We start from the raw sequence: 19,708 nt of genomic DNA, 5'->3' as shown, positions 1-19,708 counted from the left end.
CGAAAGGCGCGGGCATCTGGACCCGAATCCGACAAATCCGTTAACGATCACTAGGTGAGCGAAGGGCTGACCTGGGAGTCTAGTGATCGTTTCAGGGCTCGCGACTGTGGTGCGGTGCGTCCCTGAGCTGGGGTTTTCGTGGAGCTGCGGTAGCCAAAAAAGTCCTGACGTGCAAGTTCAGTGATCGAGCCTTTTCCCCCTTCACTCTGAGCTGGTCAGATGAAGGGTGAGGACGGCCTGCTCGACGAGGGCCCGGATCTTCACGTGAGACCGGTTCACCGCCTGCTGGCCCGCGGAGAGGGCCTCCCACCGTCCCCAGCACGGGATGCGAACCGTGCCGCCGACACCCCGATAACTCTTGCCGGCCCAGCGCCGGAGGCCGGCCTCGGCGAGGGCACCGACGATGCCGTGTGTGCGGGCGTCGTGGACGGCGCCGGGCAGGGCCGGCGAGGCCCACAGCAGCCGGCCGAAGGGATCCGCGAGGACCTGCACGTTCATCCCGTGCTTCATGTGTTTGCCGGAGCAGTACGGCCGGTCCGCAGCGATGTCCCCCAGCCTTCGGCCGGGAGGTGCCCCCAGTCGATCGGCAGCAGCGTGCCGTCCAGGAGCAGATACGCCTTCGCCGACGCGGTGCGGACGGCGTCGGCCAGGGCGGGCGCGAGGGTGGCCAGGAGGTCGACGGCCTCGGTGACATACCGGTAGGCGGTGGTGGTGCCGACGCCGAATCCGGCCGCGAGCTGGGCATACGTGTGGCCTACCCGCAGGTGGGCGAGCGTGAGAAGGGCCTGACGGCCGGCGCTCAGCCGCCGGCGGGAGCCGATCGCATGGCGGTGCCGCCGCACCTGCTGCGTGAGGAAGCGGAGGGCAGAACTGGACACGTCGACGCGATGGGGTCTCCCCTGCTCTGGGGGTACCTCCCAGCGGTAGCCGGGAAGAAGCCGAGGGCTTGGGGAAGGGCAGGCAAGCACGTGAAGCCTCTGGCGGAGACGGTTCTCTTGGTCGAAAACCCACCTACCAGAGGCTTCACCACGTTGTCAGCCCAACTGCCGAACTTCAGAGGCAGGCTGGGAACGGCCCAGTGTCTGTGCCCCGGCTTGTGGGGGCGAGGTCGGGGCATACGGGCTTCACCCGTTCGAGAGGAGCCTGCTCATGCTGGGCATAGTGGCTGCGGTGCTGTTCTTCTTCGCGTTTTTTATCAATGCGGCGGACATCGGCACCAATGATGTGTTCTCTTCGACGAATGTGATGCTGCTGGGCCTGACCGCCCTGGCGCTGCATGTGGCGGGGATCGGTGCCGGCTGGGCTTCCAGGAGCCAGCGCTGACCCCGGACCCCGTGACCCGCTGACGGGGGGCTCGGGGCAGCGCCAACACCCCGAGCCCCCTTCGTGGCCGCCCTCGCCCGCGTCAGCCGGTCCCCATGAGGCGCCTACTTATTGATCTTGATTGCGGGCCCGCTGTCGCTCCGCCGCACCGAGCGGCGCGTTCGGCCCGTGGTGTGGGAGGCCTCGCTCGGGGCCGAGTGGGACGGCGCGGGTGATGCGCGGGCTGAACTCGCCGTTGGTGCCGCGCAGGCCAGGCGGTTCAGTCGGCGGTGTGGCGCGCAGGCCGAGTTCGGTGCTCGGGTGGCGGCAGGTGACCCGCCGGGCGGCCCGATCCGGTCCTGCCGCCGGCAGAGGGAGGCGGGTGACGGGGAGTGCCTCTCCACATTTCAGTGGTCGGCGTCTTCGGGGCGCTTCTCGGCCCGGGCGGCAGTCGTGGGCTCCGGTGCGGCGGGGGCGGTGTAGAAGACCGAGGCGCCCTGCTTGGTGCGCTGGGCCTGGCTCTTGGCCACGAGTCCCTCGAGCGTGACGCGGACGACCTTGGTCTTGATGCCGCGCTCGGGATGGGCCTGGCCGAGCGCGGCGGAGATCTCGGCAGCGGAGCGCGGTTCGCTCTGCTCGGCGAGGTGGTGGCGGATGAGGTCGACCAGGGTGGGCCGGGCCGTCTTCGCGGTGCCGGACGCCTTGGCCGCAGCCTTTTTGGCAGCAGGCTTCCTCGCCGTGCGCTTGTCGGGCTCGGCGGCCGCTGCCTTCCGGGGAGAGGGCAGGGCGGCGCTGTCGGGCCCGGCTGCGGGCTTGGCCGGCGCCGTGGTGATGCCGAGTGCCTGCTGCATGGTCACCAGCACGGTGTGGTCCTGCCGCAGGGCGGTCAACCGCTCCTGAAGAGCGGTGATTTCCTCCCCGATGCGCTCCTGCTCCTGGACGTTGCGCTCGAGGTCGCCGGTCACCTGGGCACGGTATTGCGACGCCAGTTCGGTGGCGGGGGGCTGGGTTTCTGGCATGACGGGGCCTTTCGTCGGCTCGCCGGCCACATCGCCGGGAGGTGTCGGTGTCTGCGCGCGTGGTCGGAAAGCGGGCTGTCCGCGCACTGGACCGTGTGCGGGACCGCAGGGGCTGCGGCCTGCGCCAGCGTAGACCCGGCAACGGTGAGGGGAACCGGACGTTGCTGTCGAGAGAGGTCTGCCCCTGGCTCTTCAAGGGGGACAGCTGTCTGCCGGCCGGTGTCAGTGACCTGTCCGGGGCAGTGCCGGTAACTGCCAGGAGATCTCGTCGGTTTCCCGGTCATGCTGCCAGCCGGCCAGGGTCCGTGATGCCATCAGCCGGTCGAGGAGTTCTCCGGTCTGCTGCGGGGAATGCCCGCACAGCCGGGCCAGGATGTCCATCTCGACGCGGTGTTCGGCCTGGGCGGAGGCGTGCGCGGCCAGCACCAGGGCGGTCAGCCGCAGCGCAGGCGGCGCGGCCGGCAGGGACAGGGGCACGGGGTGCAGTGCCCAGTGGGCGGCGCGGCGGCGGGCGCGGCGCCCGGGGGCCTGGTCCAGCACCGCGGCATCGAGCAGCCGCAGTTGTACGGGGGCCGATTTGAAGTCCGGCAGTTCCAGCCAGCCGACGTGGGCCAGTTCCTGCCACAGTTCGCGATGCCCGTGCAGGCGCATGCCGCGCAGCAGGCCTACCGGAAGCCGGACCCGGGCGTGGGTGTCGGTGCGCAGGGCGCACTGCAGGGCCAGGAGCCGGGCGGCGGGGGAGGTGAACCGGGGCAGTGCGGCGGCGAGGTAGGTGAGCGTCTCCCGCACGCGCACCTGTTCCTTGAGCCCTGGACGGAACCCGTGGTGCGCGGAAGGCGGCCGGCCGGGGGAGGGGTGCGACCCGGGGGAGCCGAGCAGTGTGTCGGGCACGGCGGCGGTGTGGCTGGTTGCCGCCGCGCAGGCCGCGCAGGTGTCGGCCAGTCGCCAGGTGCGGCCGCTGCGGTCGCGGGTGAGGGCGAGCAGTACCGGCCCGGCACACCCGCGGTGCCGCGGATGCCACCAGCAGCCCTGCGTCCGGCACTGGCAGCTGCGCAGGTACGTCGGCAATGCGTCGGTGCGGGCATGGCGGGCCAGATGCGTCAGGACGGCGGATCGTGCGGAGGCGGCCTCCAGGGGAGCGGCGGGAGGAGTGCAGGAGAGGCAGGCGAGCGTCAGGCCGCCCGCTCGCGGGCGCAGCTCCACTGTCCAGATGCGCCGCACCGCGGTATGCGCGCCGGCAAGCCTCATCGGCTGGTCGTCCTCCCCACTGTCCGTACTGCGATGGCCGGTGCCCCGGCACCAGGAGGCCGGAGACGGACGCACGGTAGTGCGGGTCCTCGTACCGCGCGCCACCCACCCTCCAGAAAATAGTGCAGAAATCTGCACTGACAGGGCGGATATCGGCACCATCGGATGGTGGGGTGACGATCTTGCCGCCCGACCCCGACACCACCGCACTGCGCCTCCAGCTGGCGCGCCTACGGGTCGAACGCGGCTGGAGCTTCGACGAACTCGCCAGCCGCAGCGGCCTGGCCCGACGCACCCTCATCGACCTCGAACACGGCCGCGCCGCCGGCAATGTCGCCACCTGGCACGCCCTCGCCCACGCCTTCGACGTGCCGATCGACCACCTGCTGGGCACCCTGTGCTCCGACCACACCCCGCCCGGCACCCACACCCCCTGACACCGCCCGCTCCCCATGAACTGGGGAGCACAGGAAATCACCCGAATCGACGAGCAGAGGCCGAACGTCCGATCGGATACCGGCTGACCTGTTCGGGCGCGCTGGGCCGGCCGGGGGACATCCCCGCCGCAGCATCGCCCATGACCGCGTGCCGCCTGGCACTTTGCCCGCCATGCGCCCCCACACCACCCCCGGCCGTCACTGGGACGGCAGCCCCAGCCACCGGCCCCGCCGCTCCCTGCAGGTCGCCGCCCACAGCCCCAGCCGCCTGCTGCGCGCCGGACAGACCGGACGCTGCCGCAGCTGCGGCAACCGCATCGACTGGCACCAGCGCACCGACCACCGGCCCATCGCCCTGCACCCGGCGGAAGTCGCCACCATCGACGTCCCCGAAGCCTGCCGCTGGCACCTCAGCGGCGGCATCGCCCACCCCCATGACGACGGCAGCGGCTGGTGCCGCATCCCGCACGCCGCCCTCTGCCCCCGGCCCACCACACACCCCCGCGCCACCGGTCCCCGCCTCGTGGCGCTGCGCCGCCGGCTCGCCGTGCGCTCCCGCCGCCTGATCGACACCGGCACCTTCACCCCCGCGCCCGCCACCACGCTCCCGAACACCGACCGGAGCCGGCCGGTCCGACCCGTCGTGCGGATCCTTCTGACGCATTACCTCGGCGAACGCCCCGTCGAAGACATCCGCTGCCTCGCCCAGACCCGTCGGCGCCACCGCTGTACCCAGCCGATCCTCGACCCGGCTCACCCCGCAGGGCGCTGGACGCTGCTGCCCGTCCAGCCCCACCGCGGCCAACTCGCACTACCGGGCGGAAGCATGGCCGTCTACGACCTCAACCACCTGCCCTACGCCGAGCAACTGCGCTGGCGCGCCCAACGCTGCACCACCCACACCGCCGCCCCCGCCGCTGCCGACCTGGCCCTGGCCGACTGGCAGCCCCTCGACCCGCTCCTGCATGCCGCCCACCTCCACACCCGGCTGCCGCATCCCGCGCCGCCCCAGCCTCACCGGCGGTGAAGGATGCCGCACCACGCCCTGGAGATCACCCTCACCCGCCCCCTGCACCCGGCCGAACTCGACGCGGCCTGCCGCAGGATGCCGCTCGCCGCCAACTGCGACACCACCCGCCTGATGGCACTCGTACCCGCCAAGACCCCCGACCGGGCCGCCCACCGGCTGCGCCGACGCCTCAAAGACCGGCTCCCCCTCGACGTGATCACCACCCACTACCCGGACGCGAGCGGACAGGTGCTGCTCAACGTCGCCCTCCCGCCCGCCGCACACGCAGCCCTTCGGACGACGGCCCTCCAGACAGGACAGAAGCCCGAGTGCCTCCTGGAACGAGCCGTCCACCGGGCCCTCGCCGAGCACGCCGATCACGAAGTGAAATGCCTCGAGCATGAAGTGCGCCGGCTTCTTGCCCACACCGCCCCCGCCCACCTTTTGGCCGCGATGGGGCACGCGCTCACCCGAGACTCTCAAGGAACCACGCCATGAACCCGACCGACGAGCAGACCGCCGCAGCCGACGCCTTCACCACCGGCGACCACCTGACGGTCCAGGCCGGCGCGGGCACCGGCAAGACCACCACCCTGACCCTGCTCGCCCGCACCACCGCCCGCCGCGGCCGCTACCTCGCCTACAACCGCGCCATCGCCCAGGACGCCAGCCGCCGTTTCCCCAGGAACGTCCTGTGCAAGACCGCCCACGCCCTGGCCTACGCCGCCGTCGGCCACCGCTACACCCGCCGCCTGAACGCACCCCGCCGCCCGGCCTGGCAGACCGGACAGGCCCTCGGCCTCACCAAAGCCCTCCGCATCGGCGACCGCGACGTCACCCAAAAGGCCCTCTCCAACGCCACCCTGCGCACCGTGATGCGCTTCTGCCACACCGCCGACACCACGATCACCCGCCACCACGTCCCCCGCCTGCGCGGCCTGGAAGACAGCGACCTCCACGCCCAGCTCGCCGCCCACATCGTGCCCTTCGCCCGCAAGGCCTGGGCCGACCTGCAACACCCCGACGACGGCGCGGTGCGCTTCGCCCACGACCACTACCTGAAGACCTGGGCCCTCACCCAGCCGAAACTCGAGGCCGACTTCCTGCTGCTGGACGAGGCCCAGGACACCAACCCCGTCGTCGAACAGATCTTCCTCGCCCAGCGCGGCCACGCCCAGCTGGTCATGGTCGGCGACTCCGCCCAGGCCATCTACCACTGGCGCGGCGCCAAGGACGTCATGACCGGCTTCGACGGCACCCAGCTCGCCCTGTCGCAGTCCTTCCGCTTCGGCCCCGACCTCGCCGCGGAAGCCAACCGCTGGCTCCACCTGGCCGACGCCCCCATCCGCCTGACCGGCACCCCCACCGTGCCCACCGAACTCGGCCCCGTCGCCCGCCCGGACGCCGTGCTGTGCCGCACCAACGCCGGCGCCATGGCCCAGGTCATGGCCCTCATGGCCGCCGGACACTCCGTCGCCCTGGCCGGGGGAGGAGACAGCCTGCGCGCCCTCGCCCTTGCCGCCCGCGACCTGAAGGAGGGCCACCGCACCCACCACCCCGAACTGACCCTCTTCCCCTCCTGGGGCGACCTGCAGGACTACGCCGCCCACGACCCGGCCGGACGCGACCTGCAGCCCCTGGTCCACCTCGTCGACACCCACGGCACCGAGGCCATCCTCACCGCCGTCGACCACCTTGTCCCCGAGTCACACGCCCAGGTCACCGTCTCCACCGCCCACAAAGCCAAGGGGCGCGAATGGCCCCGTGTGCTGATCGCCGACGACTTCGACCGGTCCCGGGACAACCACTTCGGTGAGCGCACGGGTGTTCCGGCGCCGCCCGACCCCATTGACGATGAGGAAGCCCGCCTGGCCTACGTGGCCGTCACCCGCACCCGCCGGCGCCTGGATCTGGGAGGCCTGTCCTGGATCCACGACCACCCCTACGGCCACCACGACCTGCCAGAACAGCCCTCCCAAAACGAGACTCCTGCCCGGGAACAACTGCCTGGCGCACACGGTTGAAAGGAACGTGGTTGTGGAGGGGACAGTGTCCCCGGGCCTCACCTATCGCCTGCAGGGACGATCGTTCGGCTGAAGCCCTGCAGAGCCTTTCGCCGCGTAGGCGACCGCCCTTCACGGCTACACATACTGATCAGCCCCGCCCGGCCGTCTAACCGGGCGGGGCTGACTGCTGAGACGACCTGGCTCGTCGAGGTCTAGGTGTAGGAGGTCATGACGTTGGTGACGCCGTGCGGTAGTCGTGCTGCAGGTGGTTGGTTCCCGAGCGCGGTGTGCGGTCGGTGGTAGTGGTAGTGGACGATCCAGCGGCCCAGGAGATGAGCGCGTTGGGCTTCTGACGTCCACGTCCGGGCGTAGAGGAACTCTTCGGCCGATGCGGTTGTACCGCTCGACTTTGCCGTTGTGGCGTGGGGTGTAGGGCGCGATGCGCTGGTGCCTGGCGCCGAGAAGGGCCCGGGTGAAGCTCTCGGCGCGGTAACAGGCGCCGTTGTCTGTCACGATTCGTTCGATGCGTGCGATCCCGTGTGCGGCCAGCCAGGTGCGCGCACGGTGGAGGAAGGCGATTGCGGTGGTGGCCTTCTCGTCAGGCAGCGCTTCGGTGTAGGCGAGGCGGCTGTACCTGTCTACGGCTGAGTGTAGGTAGACGTACCCGCCGCGCTCCGTCTTTTTTCTCCGGTTGACGGCTTTGGCCTGGTCGCTGCCACGTCCGTGTGCGCGCCAACCTCCGCCGTCGGGGATGCGGCCTACCTTCTTCACGTCGATGTGGACCATGTGGCCCGGCCGTTGGGCTTGAATTCTCCGCGGTTGTCGGTTGACCTCACCATTCGGGTCGACGAATCGGCGTCGGCTGATGCCGAGCTCAGCCAAGTGCCTGCTCACAGCCCGTCGGCTGATTGGCGTGCCGACCTGGGACAGCTCGAAGGCAATCCGGGACGCGGACCACTTGTGGGTCCGGCGCAGCTGTTCGATGAGTACGAGGACCTCGGACGATGTCGCGATCGGCTGGTGATGCGGCGCAGAGGAGCGGTCCTCCAGCCCGAGTTCGCCGTGGCGCCGATACCGATTGACCCACTTCGACGCGCACGCGCGGGAGATCCCCATCTCGGCTGCAACGTGCGCGATCGGCCTCGTCCGGCAACGCTCGACCAGTCGACGGCGTCCCTCGACGATGAGGGGTACGTTCCGGTGCGTCACGTAGTGGGACCGGGCGCGGAGGGCCGCTTGGCGGTGTTCCGCTGGGAGATTGCCTCTGCCACCTCGTCCAGGGCGGTGCGCAGGACGGCACCGTAGGCGTCCTGCGGGAGGTCGGGCGCGTGTTCTTTGGCTGCGTTGATGTGCTCGGTGGCAGCGTCGAAGGAACCGAGTCGGCGGTAGTTGTCGGCCAGGTTGAGGTGGAGGGAGGGGTAGAACCCGGCGATGTGGAGGCTGGCATGGTGCTCCTGGACGCGCTGCTCGGTCACGGCGTCGGCGGCGTCCAGGGCCCGGACGTCCCAGGCGAGGGCCTGGGCGGGATCTTCGTAGAGATCCGCCAGGTAGTGGGCGAGTGAGCAACGGTGCAGCGGATCGCCGGTGACGCCGATCTGCGACCACAGGTTCAGGAGCTTGTGGCGGGCCGAGGCGGTGTTGCCCGTTCGGCCTTCGATGACGGCTTGACCGATGGCTTCCATGGTCGGGTCGGGGGTGACAGGTGTGGTCGTCATGAGGTTCCTCGTTGTCGTTCTCAGGCTGAGCGGCCGAACTGGACGGGCATGGCCAGGGTGGTGAGATCGCCGCGATCGGCGGAGCGAATCGTGACGGGCTGGTCATGTCCCCTCAGGTCGAGCATCACTTCGGGGCCGAGCGCCGTGCTCACGGCGGGATAGAGCGTGATCATCTCGAACCAGACTTGGACGGCCTCGCCCGTCACGGTGGCTGGGATTGAGATACCGGAGTGCTCGTTGTGTGCTGACCGGACGTTCACTTCGTGATCGTCGATGTGCAGTGCGATGCGTTCGCCGGGGTGTTCTTCCAAGGCGCGCAGCAGCAGGTCCTTCGAGACCGTCGCGCGAGTGGTGGCTTCGCCCAGTGACGCGAGCATCAGTCGATAGTCGGGAAACTCCTCGGGCAACAACCGGCAGTGCCGGTCCTCCCGCTCGGGCATGCGCAGCCAGATCCCGTGCGGCACCACTTCGATGCGGACCAGCGCACTGCGCCGGACCTCAGAGACCGCAGCCCGCATATCGTCGCCGCCGACCGTACCGGCCCACGTCTGCTCCGCCGACCGCGCCGGCACCATGGTCCGGGTGGAAAGCCGGTACCGGTCGGTTGCCGTGAGGACGATTGCCTCGTGACTCGCCTCGATGTGCAGTCCGGCGAGCACCGCCATCCCGGGCTCGTGCACGGTCGCGGTCAGGACCTGCTCGACCGCCTCCGCCAGCACGGGCCCCCTCAGCGCGGCAACCTGCGGACCGGGCAGGTTGCCACCGAGCGCGGACTTGATGACCGCAGCCTTCTGCCGTGCCGCCGCCGCGTCCCCTTCCATCCTGGCGACATGCTCGTCGAGCAGCCCTGCCGCCTCGTCGGGCCCGGCGTCGAGAACCGCCTCGACCGCGGCGAGGGGCATGGCGATCTCGCGGAGCTGACGCAGCGCGGTCGCCCGCGCCACCTGGTCAGCGCCGTAATAGCGGTAGCCCGTGACCGGGTCTACCTCGGCAGGGGGCAGCAGCCTGGAGTCGGCGTAGAACCGCAACGCACTGGAGGTCAGCCCACTGCGCTGGGCAAAGACGCCGATCGGCATCAGCTCAGAATCTGGCACCTCGCCATCATTGAGCTTCAACCAACTCGAAGGTCAACATCGATGCGGGGCGTCACCAACGTCATGGCCAGCAACACCTAGCGCTCGACTCTGCTTCACACCGTACGGTCCCTGTCCGCCGCGCTCCCTGAGTTTCCCGGCCAGCCGTCGATATCCTGGCGGGAGTGGTTTGGGGTCACCTCGTGGCCCAGGTCGCTGCGCGGCGTGTTGCCATGCAGACGACTTTGGGAGGCGGCCGGGGGCGTTCGAATTGTTCGCGAGTCTCGGCAGCACCGGATGCGGCAGAGTGGCTCGGAGAGCCTGACACAGCAGCACGGCGATGGAGCATCCCTGCCAGAACACCAGCCGCGAGAGGTTGCGATCCTCGGCCGCCGGCGATCGTCAGGCCGACGAAGCCGAGGTAGCGGCCCTGAGTGAGGTGGCGGCTGGCTGCCCGGGTCAGACCGTGACCTACGAGCCGGCTCCATAGCTCCTCGGATGGCCGACGCCCAGGACGTCGGTGGCCCAGGATGGGGGTGGCCGAGGGGACCGGGCGTGACCGCCCGCTGTGGGAGTCGTCGTTGTCAGCCGGCTACGACGTCGCGTAGTTCCCGTACAGCGCGCTCGCGGTGGTGCTGAGCGGGGATCGCCTCGTACAGGTCCAGGGCGCGGCGGCGGACCAGGCCGGTGAGGTAGTCCGCAGGCAGCGCGGTCAGGGCGGTGACCGTACGGCGGCATGCCTGCTCGGTGTCGCCGTCGTGATGGGAACATGCCGCCGCGTCGATGTTCAGCAGGGTGCGCGTCATGGTGCTGGTCGGCGTGGACAGCTCCAGGGCGTGCTGCTGGCTCTCGTTCGCGCGGCGGGTGTCCCCGAGCGTGGTGAAGGCGTGGCTGAGGTGGACGTGGTGCTTTTGCTCGCCGTACGTCAGCCAGGTGTCCGACCGCTCGCCTTCGGGGAGCCGGTCCATGAGGGCGTCGGCGGCCTCGAGCGCGGTGTGGGCTTGCTCGGTCTGCTGGTTGAGGGCGTAGGCGCGGGCGGCGACGGCGGCCGCCAGTGTCGCCGCGGCGGTCGGTCGGTGCCCGGCGACGTGACGGGCCCGTTCAGCGAGGCCGGCCGCCGCCTTCGGGGCGCCGTAGTTGAGCGGCACCATCGCCTCGCGGGCCAGGACCCAGGCGTGCAGCTGGGGATCGCCGGATTCGGCGGCGGCCCGGGCGGCGGTGACGAACCAGACGCGGGATTCCCGGCGGCTGCCCAGGTCGTGTAAGACGATCGCGGTCATCCCGGCCATCTGCCCGGCCGTCCGGCACAGCCGCGCTCGTACGGGGGCGGGCTGAGGGACGGTGAGCAGCGGGCGCAGGGTCGTGAAGTCGGTGACCAGGTCGGCCAGGACGCGGGTGGGCGCTTGTCCGTGGTAGCCGTACCCATAGCTCTCGGCTGCCGCTTCCAGGTCCGGCAGGTCCCGGGGTACGTCGGGGGAGAGGGTCTGGTCGACGTCGGTCCAGGCGGCGGTGAGGACGGCGAGGGCCGGGGCGGTGAGGCCGGCGGCCAGCGCGCCGTGCAAGAGGTTGCGGCGCTTCATCGGGTCATCTCCATGAGGGGACTCCGTGCGGGGGACGGTGGTGTCCTCCCAGGGTTACGCAGCAAGGCCCAAGAGGACACCAGGAATGTGCAGCCCCCAGCGTTCGCTCGGCAGTGGCCAGCGCGGTGACAGACGTCGTGCCCCGGGCTATAGCCGCAGGGACGCCCTCATCCTTGAAGGGCCGCTCCGTTACTGGTCCGAAACACTCTGCAGCCGCTGACTCCCTTCCGGGGGGAACCGGCTCTCTACACTGCGCCCGTGTACGCGAAGGAAAATCACCGCTCGGGTGCCGCCGCGGACCGGGCCGGACCGACGTGGTGGGGCCGACCACGTGCGGCGCGACTCCGGCGCCGTCGGAGTCGCCTTGGGTCAAGGCCTGTCCGTGTAGCACCCTCGGGATGGGGCCGGAGGGATGATGGAGGCCGGTGCGGCGGACTCGCCGCACGAACTGTTGGGGGACAAAGAGCTTATGGCATGGGATGAGTGGGAGCAGCTGAAGGCCCAGGCGGCCGAACGGCATTCGGCGCGGATGCAGCTCAATCAGTATCCCACCGGCACCGGAACCGGCGGGGGCGGCGGTCAAGGCGGCAAGGGGGATGAGCTCGGCGTCAACCACGACTCACTCAACGGGAACTCGAACTCACTGATCGAACTGGCAGGGCTCCTCTACGAGGGTCGGCCCGACGGTGACCTCTGCACAATGGCGCGCGCGCCACGCTCACATGCGGACGTCGCGGCGAAGGTCGATCGTTTTGCCCGTTTCGCGGACGACCAGTACCAGGACGTCACATCGCTGCTCGCCGCGTTGTCCACACGTCTCAGGGAAGCGAATGGCACGTTCGTCGACTGCGACGGCGAAGTTGCCAGCGGCATGATGAACGCCATCCTCGAGCTCGGGCAGTACACGGCCCCGGAAGACAGGTGAGACTCCCGTGGCCTACACCTACCGACAGGACGTCAACTTCCTTGACGACTGCAACCCCGCTCTCGTGGAACGCAACGCCCTGGAGTTCAAGAGGCTGCGTGACCTGCTGCTTGATATCGAGCCCGGTGCGAAGCGGGCGGCCACCCACACGCAGTGGGTGAGCGAAAACCGCAAGCCCTACGACAATCGGCTCCGCGAGGCACGCGACCTGATCACGCACCTGGCCGACGGCTATGACAAGGCGCAGACCGCGCTCCTGCACTATGCCTCGGCGCTGCAGACCGCCAAGTCCCACTACTCGGACGGCAAGTCGGCGGAGCAGACGCTGGCCGGCCTCATCTCCCAGGTCGCGGACGCCGTAACACGTCAGGCGCAAGAGGCCGGGCCGATGCGTCAGTGGGAGGACCTGCGGGGCACGACGGGCTTCCTGGACTGGGCCGCCGAACTCACGGTGGACATCGACGACATCAAGGATGACGCGAACCGTGCCCACGATCAGGCCAGCGCGGCCTATCACCGCGCCAAGACCGTAGAAAGCGAAGCACGGCACACATGCACGGCGGCACTCGACAAGGCATACAACGCCCTGCCCGACTTCCACGGCGGTGACTTCGCCGACGCGAAGAGCCTGATCGACGCCATTCCCGCGCTCAGAGCCGAAGCCGCCGAAGCCAGCAGGGATCCACTCGCCCACCTCCCCGGCAGCGGATCCAAAGCGGAATTCACCAAAAAAGTGGGGAACGACGACGTATCGCCGGCTCTCATGGACATCAAGATGCGCCTCACCGCGCTACCCGAGGCCACCGACGCTTACTGGGCTGTGCCAAGGAACGCTGAGGAACGCCGCGAATGGATCGCGGCGAACAAAGACATCATCTCCGAAGCGGCACAGCGATCCGGCCTGCCCCCCGACATGGTTGCGGGGATCGCCTGGCAGGAGGTCGGCGGACAATGGGGCTGGATGGACGACGGCGTCGACACCATCCGCGAACTGGCCGAGGACGGCTGGTTGGACAGCACCCCGGAGAACCTGCCCTCACGGCTCGGCGGCTCCCCGGACGAGACGTCCTTCGGCCCCATCGCCATCCAGGTGAGGCGGGCGGCGGAGGTCCTCGGATACGATCCGGCAAACCTCACAGAGGGGCAACGGAACACCATCGAAACCTCACTCCAGGACCCCGGACAGAACATCTTCATCGCGTCCGAGTACCTGGCCATGCTCAAGGAAGAGAGCGGCTTCGCCGACGTACCGTCGGACGAAATGACACGAGAACAGCGCCAGGAACTCGCCGCCCGCTACAACGGCGGTCCCTACTGGCAGGATGAAAAGGCCCAGGCCTACGGCCGCGGCTTCGACAGGAACCTGGACGACGCAAGGAGCGCCCTGAAGTGACCGGCCTGCTACGAGGGCCCTGGGGAGCAGCCCTTATACTTGCCAACCTGCTCAGCGCCTACGTCGCCTACGGCGCACTCGTCACTCAGCCGCAGGGTTCCTGGGACGAAAGCACCCTGACAGGGATCGAGTTCGCGTCAGCACTGCTGATCACGCTCGGCGTCATCACCTTCCTGCTCGCACTGGTCCCCGTGCGGCGGCAGACCCTCAGCCGCGGATGGCTGGCCCCCCCGCTGATCTTCCTGGTAGTGGGCGTAGCACGCTGGGCGTACATCGTGCACACCTATCCGCAGGGCGTCGGCGGCTGAGCGGCACAGCAGCCCCATGTACCGCTGGACGGTGCATGGGGTCTCCTGCCAAATCACTCCCCCGCACCAACGCCCCCCAGGCGCGCCACCGGCCGTGCTCATCCTTCAAGTACTGGGGCGACGCTGCCGACCGCACGATGTCTGGACCCTGGCGGGGCACTCCGACCCGGTGCGTGTACTCGCGGCCCTGCTCCGGACTCCGCTCGCCGCCCTGGACGTCGGCGAGGACGGGACGGCAGCGCGTACGCCTCCCAACCTCGGTGGAAGACATCCTTCTGCTGGTCGTCGATGGGCAGCCAATCAGCCGCGTCGAGCCCGCTCACCACGGCGAGTTGATGGATGCGATCGCCGAGCGGCTTTCCGCTGCCGTCCACGCTTAGGAGAGCTTCACGCCGCCGCCCGGCCGGTGAGCCACCCAGAACGTCATCGAACGCGTCGAGCCCAAGGACACCCAGTTTCCGAAGGACTCCAGACAACGCCCCACCCAGGCCCCTCCAGTGAGCTTCGGCCGAACATCACCGATGATCAGGCCCGTCGGCGTGCCAGCGGGCGGACCCACAATGCGGCTCCGTCCACGAGTTCGATCCCGCTGGGCTCCGTCCTAACAGTGCCTGTCGCGTTGGAGCTCCGCGTCATAGGCACCCATGAGACATCGGCTGGGTGATACACGCCGGCAGGTCACATAACCCGTCCAGCGCGGTCGTGTCCGGCAGCTGTGCGACCTCCGCCACGATCTCCGGGAACGCTGGCCCCGTCTCTGTGCCGCACCTGGAGCGCAGCACCACCCAGCTTGCGTCGACGGAGACGGCCGCCCGGAGGAACCCGTCCCACTTCGGCTCGCCCGCCCAGCCTGGCGGCAGATCAGCTCCGGGACGGGGCGCTCAGCACTGGTCCGGCAGCGTCCAGGAAGTCACTCGTATGCCTTCCTCATCTACGAGTCGGGCTGCTGCCGCAGGTCCAGGAAACAGCGCAGCCGTACACCCGGCTCGCCCGGTTCGTGGATCGTGCGGTCCGTCGGCGCAACCGCCCACCGCGTGGCGAGCAGCTCCTGGACCGCGAACGCCGTCTCGTCATCGGCGGCCGCGACCTCCACCACCGCAAGTCCCGGCTCTGCCACATGCGCATCGTTGATCGCTCTCATACCCGGCACGACGCCCCGACGTCCTTCGAAGTTCTCCCGTCCGGGCAGCGTCACCCGACCGGGTACAGCCGGACATGCGTGCTGACTTCCCGCAGCCTGCTCGCCCGGCCGTACGGGAAAATGATCAATACGCTGTTCTCCGGTAGCCGGAGCGTACGGACGCGCTTGGGCGCGATGCCCTGCAGGCAGGCTGATCGGCCCGGTTCCCGGTACGACCATTGCACCCACATGGGCGGCGCATTCGGCGAACAGTTGATCGCGCCCCGCCGTGGGCCGCTATGAACGGCTCATGCTCAAAACTGTGTTGCGCGGCCTGGCCGCCGCCTCCCTCGCCGTCCTGCCCCTCACCGTCCCCACGCCCGCCCACGCGGCAGAGACGCTTCCCCTGACCGAAGCCGTCACCCGCCTGCCGGTGGGCACCGAGTCCCGGGACGGCTACGACCGGGACGCCTTCCGCCACTGGAACGCCGGCGCCACCCCGTCCGATGGCTGCAATACGCGCGCCGAAGTCCTCATCGCCGAGGCCGTCGAACCCCCCACGATCGGGCCTGGCTGCCGTCTGACGGGCGGGCGCTGGTGGTCGTACTACGACCAGGTGTGGGTGACGTCGGCCTCCGGCCTGGACCTTGACCACATGGTGCCCCTGGCGGAGAGTTGGGACAGCGGGGCGTCGGCGTGGACGGCACAGCGCCGCGAGGCGTACGCCAACGACCAGGGCGCCGACGCCAGCCTGGCTGCCGTCACCGCCCGCTCGAACCGGTCCAAGGCCGACCAGGACCCCGCCGAGTGGCTGCCACCGGCTGCAGGGGTGCACTGCCGGTACGTTGCTGAGTGGGTCGCCACCAAGCTCCGCTGGAGCCTAACGGCCGACGAGACCGAGGTGGCGGCCCTGCGCGAGGTGGCGGCCGGCTGCCCGGACCAGACCGTGACGTACGAACCGGCCGCATAGCCCGTCGGGCGGCTGACGCCCAAGCCGTCGGCCACCCGGGACAGGGCCGCGCCCGGTGGTGAGGGTGGCCGGCGTCGTGAAGCACCAGAGCAGGGCAGTGCTAGGGCCGCCGGTGACGCCAGCGCTGGTGGACTTTCAGGACTTTCGTAACTCCATGTTGTTTGCCGCTGAGCGGTGTTCGCGCCGCATGACAGTCCGAACTGTTCGGCGACGGCGGGGAAGCGCGGGTGCATCTGCCGGTTGCCGACCGTCACGAGTGCCGCCAGGAACGGTTCTCCGTCCTGGCGGTCCTCGTCGACCAGCCACAGGATCACGCATTCGTCGTCGCGGTGAAGCCGGGGCAGTCCGGGCAGCCGCTTGCGGATCAGCGCCCGGCTGGGGGTGGCGCCGGCGCGTGCCGTGTCCTCCAGGAGCGGCCGCAGACCGGTCGCGATCTCATCCAGCCGCGCGGACTCCAGCGGTGCCGGCCGCTCGGAGCGGGACGGCCGGTGGGCCGGCGCGGCGGACATGCAGGACAAGGGAGCATCGGTGACCCGAGAGACCGGACGCGGGGGCCTGGCCCTCGAACAAGGCCCGCTCACTCGTTCGCACGCGGCGCCACCCTCCTGCTCGCGCGTCCCCTGGTCGGTCCCGCATTTCCTCGTCCTGCGGAATGACAATGGCCTCCGACGCACCCCCCCCACGCCACTGGAGACATCCATGCCCACGCCCATGCCCATGCTGGCAATCAAGGGGACGTACCGGATCATCAACACCCGGCCCGACGGCGACACCGTCTCCTTTCTGCCCCAGGACCCGGGCTTCTGGTGCGACGTGCCCGGCAGAAGCCGGGTCGAGCGCAACAGTCGTGGCGGCGGTACGGTCCGGATGGACGCCATCGACGCACTGGAGACCCACTACAAGGGGGTTGGCCCCGAGGAGGTTCACCAGCCACTGAACCTGGGAGCTCGCGCCGCCCGCGACGAGTTGCTGTCCTGGCTGGGCTTCGGCACCGTCCTCATGGACGAGAGGGAAAAGGTCACCGCCTCGACCCCGGAGACCGTGCCCGGCTTCATCCTCGCGAGCGGCGCCGACATCTTCGGCCGCTGTATCGCCCTGGTCGGCCGAGGCGACTTGCCGCCAGGTCTCAAGAACGGCAGGCGCACCATCGTGACCACCGACCACCTGCACCAGACTGCCAACCACCGGCTGCTTGAACTCGGCCTGGTCTACCCGACCTTCTACAGCAGACTCCCCGAAGAACTGCGCGATGACATGGCCAGAACTACCCGGCAGGCACGCGCCGACAAGGCCCTCAACAGTGTGTGGGCCAGGGACGTGACCTTCGAGGACGGCGCCAAGATCGAGGACCTCGAGTCCATCACCGCGCGCCAGGTGATCCTCCCGAAGCTGTTCCGCCGCCTCGCGGACTACATCCGCCTCTTCGGGCCCTCCCTGACCTGCTTTCCCGCCTACCTGGCCGGCGAGTACGAAGAGTTCCGCCTCTCCGGGCAGGAGAAGTCCATCCATGGACTGCAGCACGTCATCGAGATCGCCGACAACACCATCAGGATGACCAGGCCGATCGAGGACATCACCATCGTCGAGAAGTGACCCCGCTGACCTTGAGCCCCCCGACTGGTCACTGACGAGCTCGTGCACGGTGGGCAGCAAGGCGTCGAGGACGGCGGTGGGGCCGATGCTCATATCTGCTGTGCCGACGTCAGCTCCGCGCTCTGCTGAGGGGCCGGCAGTCCGGCGACGGCCCGGACGATGTCGCTCATGTGCTCACGGCGGCCAAGAGGGCCAAGCACACGCCCGGTGGTCCTGCGACGCAGGTCTGTCTGCCAGGAGAGCCGCCGCTCAGCCGTACCCGGTTCTCCGCCCCACCCACTTCCCTCGACGACCCGCACCACAACGTCCCGCCTTCACATTTACTTCATCATTTGACCATATCGTGATCACGGGTTCGGTATGCTCCCCGGTGCTCCATACGCACCATCAGGGGGGAACCCGCATGCGCATCAGCCGTACCCTGCCCGTCGCCGCGGCCGTGGCCGCCGTCGGCACGCTCAGCCTCACCGCCGCGCCGGCACACGCCGCCGAGTACTCCTCGGCGCTGAAGATCAAGGGCGTCCAGTACGACGCCCCCGGCCGGGACTCCAACAAGTGCTCCGGTGGCAACACCCACAAGGAGTACCTGACGATCAAGAACTACTCGAAGACGGCGAAAGTGAACCTGAAGGGCTACGTCGTCAAGGACGCCGCCGGCAACACGTTCACCTTCAAGAACAGCCACACCCTCGAGCCCGGTGACTACGTCCACCTGCGCGGCGGCCGCGGCACCGACTCCGACGCCAAGAACGTCGCCTACCGCCAGAACTGCAACTTCATCTGGAACAACGACAAGGACACCATCTACTTCTACAAGCCCTCCGGCGCCCGCGCCGACGTCCACGCCTACACCAAGAAGGCCAACGACCGCGACGGCAACGGCTACATCACCTACCACGGCTGAACCAGCCCTCATCGCCAGACACAGCGGCGCCCCACCCGGCTTCACCGGCGGGGACGCCGCCCGTCGCCTCCGGCCGTGTGCACCTCATGCCCGACTTCCAGGACAGGGCGTCCCGCCGGAGTGACCTGCCGCATTACGCCAGGACTGACCGGCCCGAACCTGGGCCGGTCATGACGCCCAGGACGCAGTCGCCGGCTGCTGAATCGTCAGCCCCGGTCTGCGAGGCCGGGTCTCGAGCATGATGCGCCCGACGGTGTCGGTAAGGGTGCTGGCGGCTCCGATGACGGTCTCCAGGCTGCCGGGCAGGAGGTCGCGCTGGCGGGACCAATCGCGTAGGTGTCGCTCGGTGACGTGGGCCAGGTAGTCGGCATCGGCCTTCGAGACGTGCCGGGCCAGTGTTTCCTCGAGGGGAATGTCGAGGTAATAGCATCGGGAGACGCTGCGGTGGTCGGCGACCAGGCCCGCGAGCATGTCACCGTACCGGTCGGCGTACAGGATGCCCTCGACCACGACGTGGTAGCCGGCGTCCAGTGCGTAGCGGGCGACGGTGTCGATCAGTCCGATATTCGCGCCGCCAGGCACATCGTGCTCACGCAGCACGGTCCGCCTCAGGTTGTCCTGCCAGACCAGGGCCAGGCCGCGGCCGAACCGGTCACGGATCTTTGCTGCCACGCAGGACTTTCCGGACGCCGAGTTCCCTCGAACAACGACGAGCCGGGTGATTTCACTTCCCACCATCACCAGGCCACGCTACCGGCCTGCAGACAAACCACAGGTGCGCTGCGGGCGACGGCGCGGGCACGGGCCGTGCCATCGAGGCCGGGGAACGTGGGCGGTTCACGAAACGTCTCAACATCCGTCGGCACACGCGCTGCTGAGCGCCCGCGTAGTCCTCGCTCGGAATCACGGGCGCGAGGTCTGTCTGGCACTCGAGGAAGAAGGACCCCGTGTAGTACTTCCGAAACTTGGCCACGGGTGGCTTCGTTCATCTTCAGGGGTTCTGGCTCGCTTTCCGTGAAGGCGGCACGCTGAGTGACGACTGATGCTCGGATCGGCCTCCCGGAGGTTGCCTGAAAATGATCAGTACCGACCTTGGGGTGGCCGAC

The 19,708-nt window shown here is 69.3% G+C and carries 18 protein-coding genes and 2 pseudogenes; 11 read left to right on the top strand and 9 right to left on the bottom strand.

The genetic code is table 11. The annotated features are described in order from the left end of the window. Positions 1-222: 222 nt before the first annotated feature. Positions 223-878: pseudogene (locus ACTWJ9_RS31040) on the bottom strand (transposase family protein); the annotation flags it as partial. Between the two features lie 271 nt (positions 879-1,149). Here ACTWJ9_RS31040 and ACTWJ9_RS31035 point away from each other — a divergent pair. Then, positions 1,150-1,323, top strand: a complete 174-nt coding sequence (locus ACTWJ9_RS31035; protein ID WP_443296004.1) for a hypothetical protein — start codon at positions 1,150-1,152, stop codon at positions 1,321-1,323. Positions 1,324-1,709: 386 nt separating this feature from the next. Here the strand turns inward: ACTWJ9_RS31035 and ACTWJ9_RS31030 are convergent, their stop codons facing one another. Together ACTWJ9_RS31030 and ACTWJ9_RS31025 are read right to left on the bottom strand one after the other, a co-directional pair. After that, complete coding sequence (locus ACTWJ9_RS31030) at positions 1,710-2,267, bottom strand: hypothetical protein (RefSeq protein WP_443296003.1); 558 nt, start codon at positions 2,265-2,267, stop codon at positions 1,710-1,712. Between the two features lie 276 nt (positions 2,268-2,543). Then, positions 2,544-3,569 (bottom strand): hypothetical protein, encoded by a 1,026-nt coding sequence (locus tag ACTWJ9_RS31025; protein ID WP_443296002.1) that lies wholly within the window; start codon positions 3,567-3,569, stop codon positions 2,544-2,546. A 173-nt stretch (positions 3,570-3,742) separates the two neighbouring features. On the opposite strand from ACTWJ9_RS31025, the gene ACTWJ9_RS31020 reads away from it, so the two are divergent. From ACTWJ9_RS31020 to ACTWJ9_RS31005, 4 genes are all read left to right on the top strand, one after another. Beyond that, on the top strand, positions 3,743-4,006 hold the full coding sequence (locus ACTWJ9_RS31020) for a helix-turn-helix transcriptional regulator (RefSeq protein ID WP_443296001.1): 264 nt from the start codon (positions 3,743-3,745) through the stop codon (positions 4,004-4,006). A gap of 172 nt (positions 4,007-4,178) precedes the next feature. Continuing rightward, complete coding sequence (locus ACTWJ9_RS31015) at positions 4,179-5,033, top strand: DUF6083 domain-containing protein (protein WP_443296000.1); 855 nt, start codon at positions 4,179-4,181, stop codon at positions 5,031-5,033. A gap of 3 nt (positions 5,034-5,036) precedes the next feature. Beyond that, entirely contained in the window at positions 5,037-5,513 is a 477-nt protein-coding gene (locus ACTWJ9_RS31010) for a hypothetical protein (protein ID WP_443295999.1), read from the top strand. Beyond that, positions 5,510-7,039 carry a UvrD-helicase domain-containing protein gene (locus ACTWJ9_RS31005; RefSeq protein WP_443295998.1) on the top strand — a complete coding sequence of 510 codons (1,530 nt, stop codon included), beginning with the start codon at positions 5,510-5,512 and terminating at the stop codon, positions 7,037-7,039. The genes ACTWJ9_RS31010 and ACTWJ9_RS31005 overlap by 4 nt, the downstream gene beginning before the upstream one ends. 194 nt (positions 7,040-7,233) lie before the next feature. Here the strand turns inward: ACTWJ9_RS31005 and ACTWJ9_RS31000 are convergent. From ACTWJ9_RS31000 to ACTWJ9_RS30985, 4 genes and pseudogenes are all read right to left on the bottom strand, one after another. Further along, positions 7,234-8,230 (bottom strand): annotated as a pseudogene (locus ACTWJ9_RS31000) (IS481 family transposase). Next, positions 8,227-8,736 carry a hypothetical protein gene (locus ACTWJ9_RS30995; protein WP_443295997.1) on the bottom strand — a complete coding sequence of 170 codons (510 nt, stop codon included), beginning with the start codon at positions 8,734-8,736 and terminating at the stop codon, positions 8,227-8,229. The pseudogene ACTWJ9_RS31000 and the gene ACTWJ9_RS30995 overlap by 4 nt, the downstream one beginning before the upstream one ends. Before the next feature lie 20 nt (positions 8,737-8,756). Next, entirely contained in the window at positions 8,757-9,830 is a 1,074-nt protein-coding gene (locus ACTWJ9_RS30990; protein ID WP_443296125.1) for a MerR family transcriptional regulator, read from the bottom strand. Between the two features lie 563 nt (positions 9,831-10,393). Continuing rightward, entirely contained in the window at positions 10,394-11,389 is a 996-nt protein-coding gene (locus tag ACTWJ9_RS30985) for a hypothetical protein (RefSeq protein WP_443295996.1), read from the bottom strand. 412 nt (positions 11,390-11,801) lie between these two features. Here ACTWJ9_RS30985 and ACTWJ9_RS30980 point away from each other — a divergent pair, with 412 nt between their 5' ends. From ACTWJ9_RS30980 to ACTWJ9_RS30970, 3 genes are read left to right on the top strand one after another with little or no spacing between them, the layout of a single operon-like run. Beyond that, positions 11,802-12,314, top strand: coding sequence for a hypothetical protein (locus ACTWJ9_RS30980; RefSeq protein ID WP_443295995.1), 513 nt, complete (start codon positions 11,802-11,804; stop codon positions 12,312-12,314). Positions 12,315-12,321: 7 nt separating this feature from the next. Beyond that, entirely contained in the window at positions 12,322-13,707 is a 1,386-nt protein-coding gene (locus ACTWJ9_RS30975) for a hypothetical protein (RefSeq protein ID WP_443295994.1), read from the top strand. Beyond that, complete coding sequence (locus ACTWJ9_RS30970) at positions 13,704-14,015, top strand: hypothetical protein (RefSeq protein ID WP_443295993.1); 312 nt, start codon at positions 13,704-13,706, stop codon at positions 14,013-14,015. The genes ACTWJ9_RS30975 and ACTWJ9_RS30970 overlap by 4 nt, the downstream gene beginning before the upstream one ends. 931 nt (positions 14,016-14,946) lie before the next feature. Here the strand turns inward: ACTWJ9_RS30970 and ACTWJ9_RS30965 are convergent. Continuing rightward, a complete protein-coding gene (locus ACTWJ9_RS30965) occupies positions 14,947-15,132 on the bottom strand; it encodes a DUF6207 family protein (protein WP_443295992.1) in 186 nt (61 codons plus the stop codon). 313 nt (positions 15,133-15,445) lie between these two features. Here ACTWJ9_RS30965 and ACTWJ9_RS30960 point away from each other — a divergent pair, with 313 nt between their 5' ends. The 3 genes from ACTWJ9_RS30960 to ACTWJ9_RS30950 all read left to right on the top strand — a co-directional run bounded on the left by ACTWJ9_RS30960 (position 15,446) and on the right by ACTWJ9_RS30950 (position 18,602). Beyond that, positions 15,446-16,105, top strand: a complete 660-nt coding sequence (locus ACTWJ9_RS30960) for an HNH endonuclease family protein (RefSeq protein ID WP_443295991.1) — start codon at positions 15,446-15,448, stop codon at positions 16,103-16,105. A gap of 699 nt (positions 16,106-16,804) precedes the next feature. Further along, the gene (locus ACTWJ9_RS30955; protein WP_443295990.1) at positions 16,805-17,698 is read left to right on the top strand and encodes a nuclease; all 894 of its coding nucleotides are present in this window, start codon (positions 16,805-16,807) and stop codon (positions 17,696-17,698) included. A 403-nt stretch (positions 17,699-18,101) separates the two neighbouring features. Continuing rightward, positions 18,102-18,602 (top strand): lamin tail domain-containing protein, encoded by a 501-nt coding sequence (locus ACTWJ9_RS30950; RefSeq protein WP_443295989.1) that lies wholly within the window; start codon positions 18,102-18,104, stop codon positions 18,600-18,602. A 168-nt stretch (positions 18,603-18,770) separates the two neighbouring features. On the opposite strand, the gene ACTWJ9_RS30945 is transcribed toward ACTWJ9_RS30950, so the two are convergent. Continuing rightward, the gene (locus tag ACTWJ9_RS30945; RefSeq protein ID WP_443296123.1) at positions 18,771-19,340 is read right to left on the bottom strand and encodes an AAA family ATPase; all 570 of its coding nucleotides are present in this window, start codon (positions 19,338-19,340) and stop codon (positions 18,771-18,773) included. Positions 19,341-19,708: the final 368 nt, after the last annotated feature.

The sequence above is a fragment of the Streptomyces sp. GDS52 genome, from assembly GCF_052246875.1.
GTDB classification, from domain to species: Bacteria; Actinomycetota; Actinomycetes; order Streptomycetales; family Streptomycetaceae; genus Streptomyces; species Streptomyces cathayae.
The sequence above is the reverse complement of the archived record's forward strand: the minus strand, read 5'-3'. Positions and strand labels throughout refer to the sequence as shown.

Bases quoted from the DNA above. Each gene is read 5' to 3' on its own strand.
- ACTWJ9_RS31035 (WP_443296004.1), top strand. From the start codon at position 1,150: ATGCTGGGCATAGTGGCTGCGGTGCTGTTCTTCTTCGCGTTTTTTATC.
- ACTWJ9_RS31025 (WP_443296002.1), bottom strand. From the start codon at position 3,569: ATGAGGCTTGCCGGCGCGCATACCGCGGTGCGGCGCATCTGGACAGTG.
- ACTWJ9_RS31015 (WP_443296000.1), top strand. From the start codon at position 4,179: ATGCGCCCCCACACCACCCCCGGCCGTCACTGGGACGGCAGCCCCAGC.
- ACTWJ9_RS31010 (WP_443295999.1), top strand. From the start codon at position 5,037: ATGCCGCACCACGCCCTGGAGATCACCCTCACCCGCCCCCTGCACCCG.
- ACTWJ9_RS31005 (WP_443295998.1), top strand. From the start codon at position 5,510: ATGAACCCGACCGACGAGCAGACCGCCGCAGCCGACGCCTTCACCACC.
- ACTWJ9_RS30995 (WP_443295997.1), bottom strand. From the start codon at position 8,736: ATGACGACCACACCTGTCACCCCCGACCCGACCATGGAAGCCATCGGT.
- ACTWJ9_RS30985 (WP_443295996.1), bottom strand. From the start codon at position 11,389: ATGAAGCGCCGCAACCTCTTGCACGGCGCGCTGGCCGCCGGCCTCACC.
- ACTWJ9_RS30980 (WP_443295995.1), top strand. From the start codon at position 11,802: ATGATGGAGGCCGGTGCGGCGGACTCGCCGCACGAACTGTTGGGGGAC.
- ACTWJ9_RS30960 (WP_443295991.1), top strand. From the start codon at position 15,446: ATGCTCAAAACTGTGTTGCGCGGCCTGGCCGCCGCCTCCCTCGCCGTC.
- ACTWJ9_RS30955 (WP_443295990.1), top strand. From the start codon at position 16,805: ATGCCCACGCCCATGCCCATGCTGGCAATCAAGGGGACGTACCGGATC.
- ACTWJ9_RS30950 (WP_443295989.1), top strand. From the start codon at position 18,102: ATGCGCATCAGCCGTACCCTGCCCGTCGCCGCGGCCGTGGCCGCCGTC.
- ACTWJ9_RS30945 (WP_443296123.1), bottom strand. From the start codon at position 19,340: ATGGTGGGAAGTGAAATCACCCGGCTCGTCGTTGTTCGAGGGAACTCG.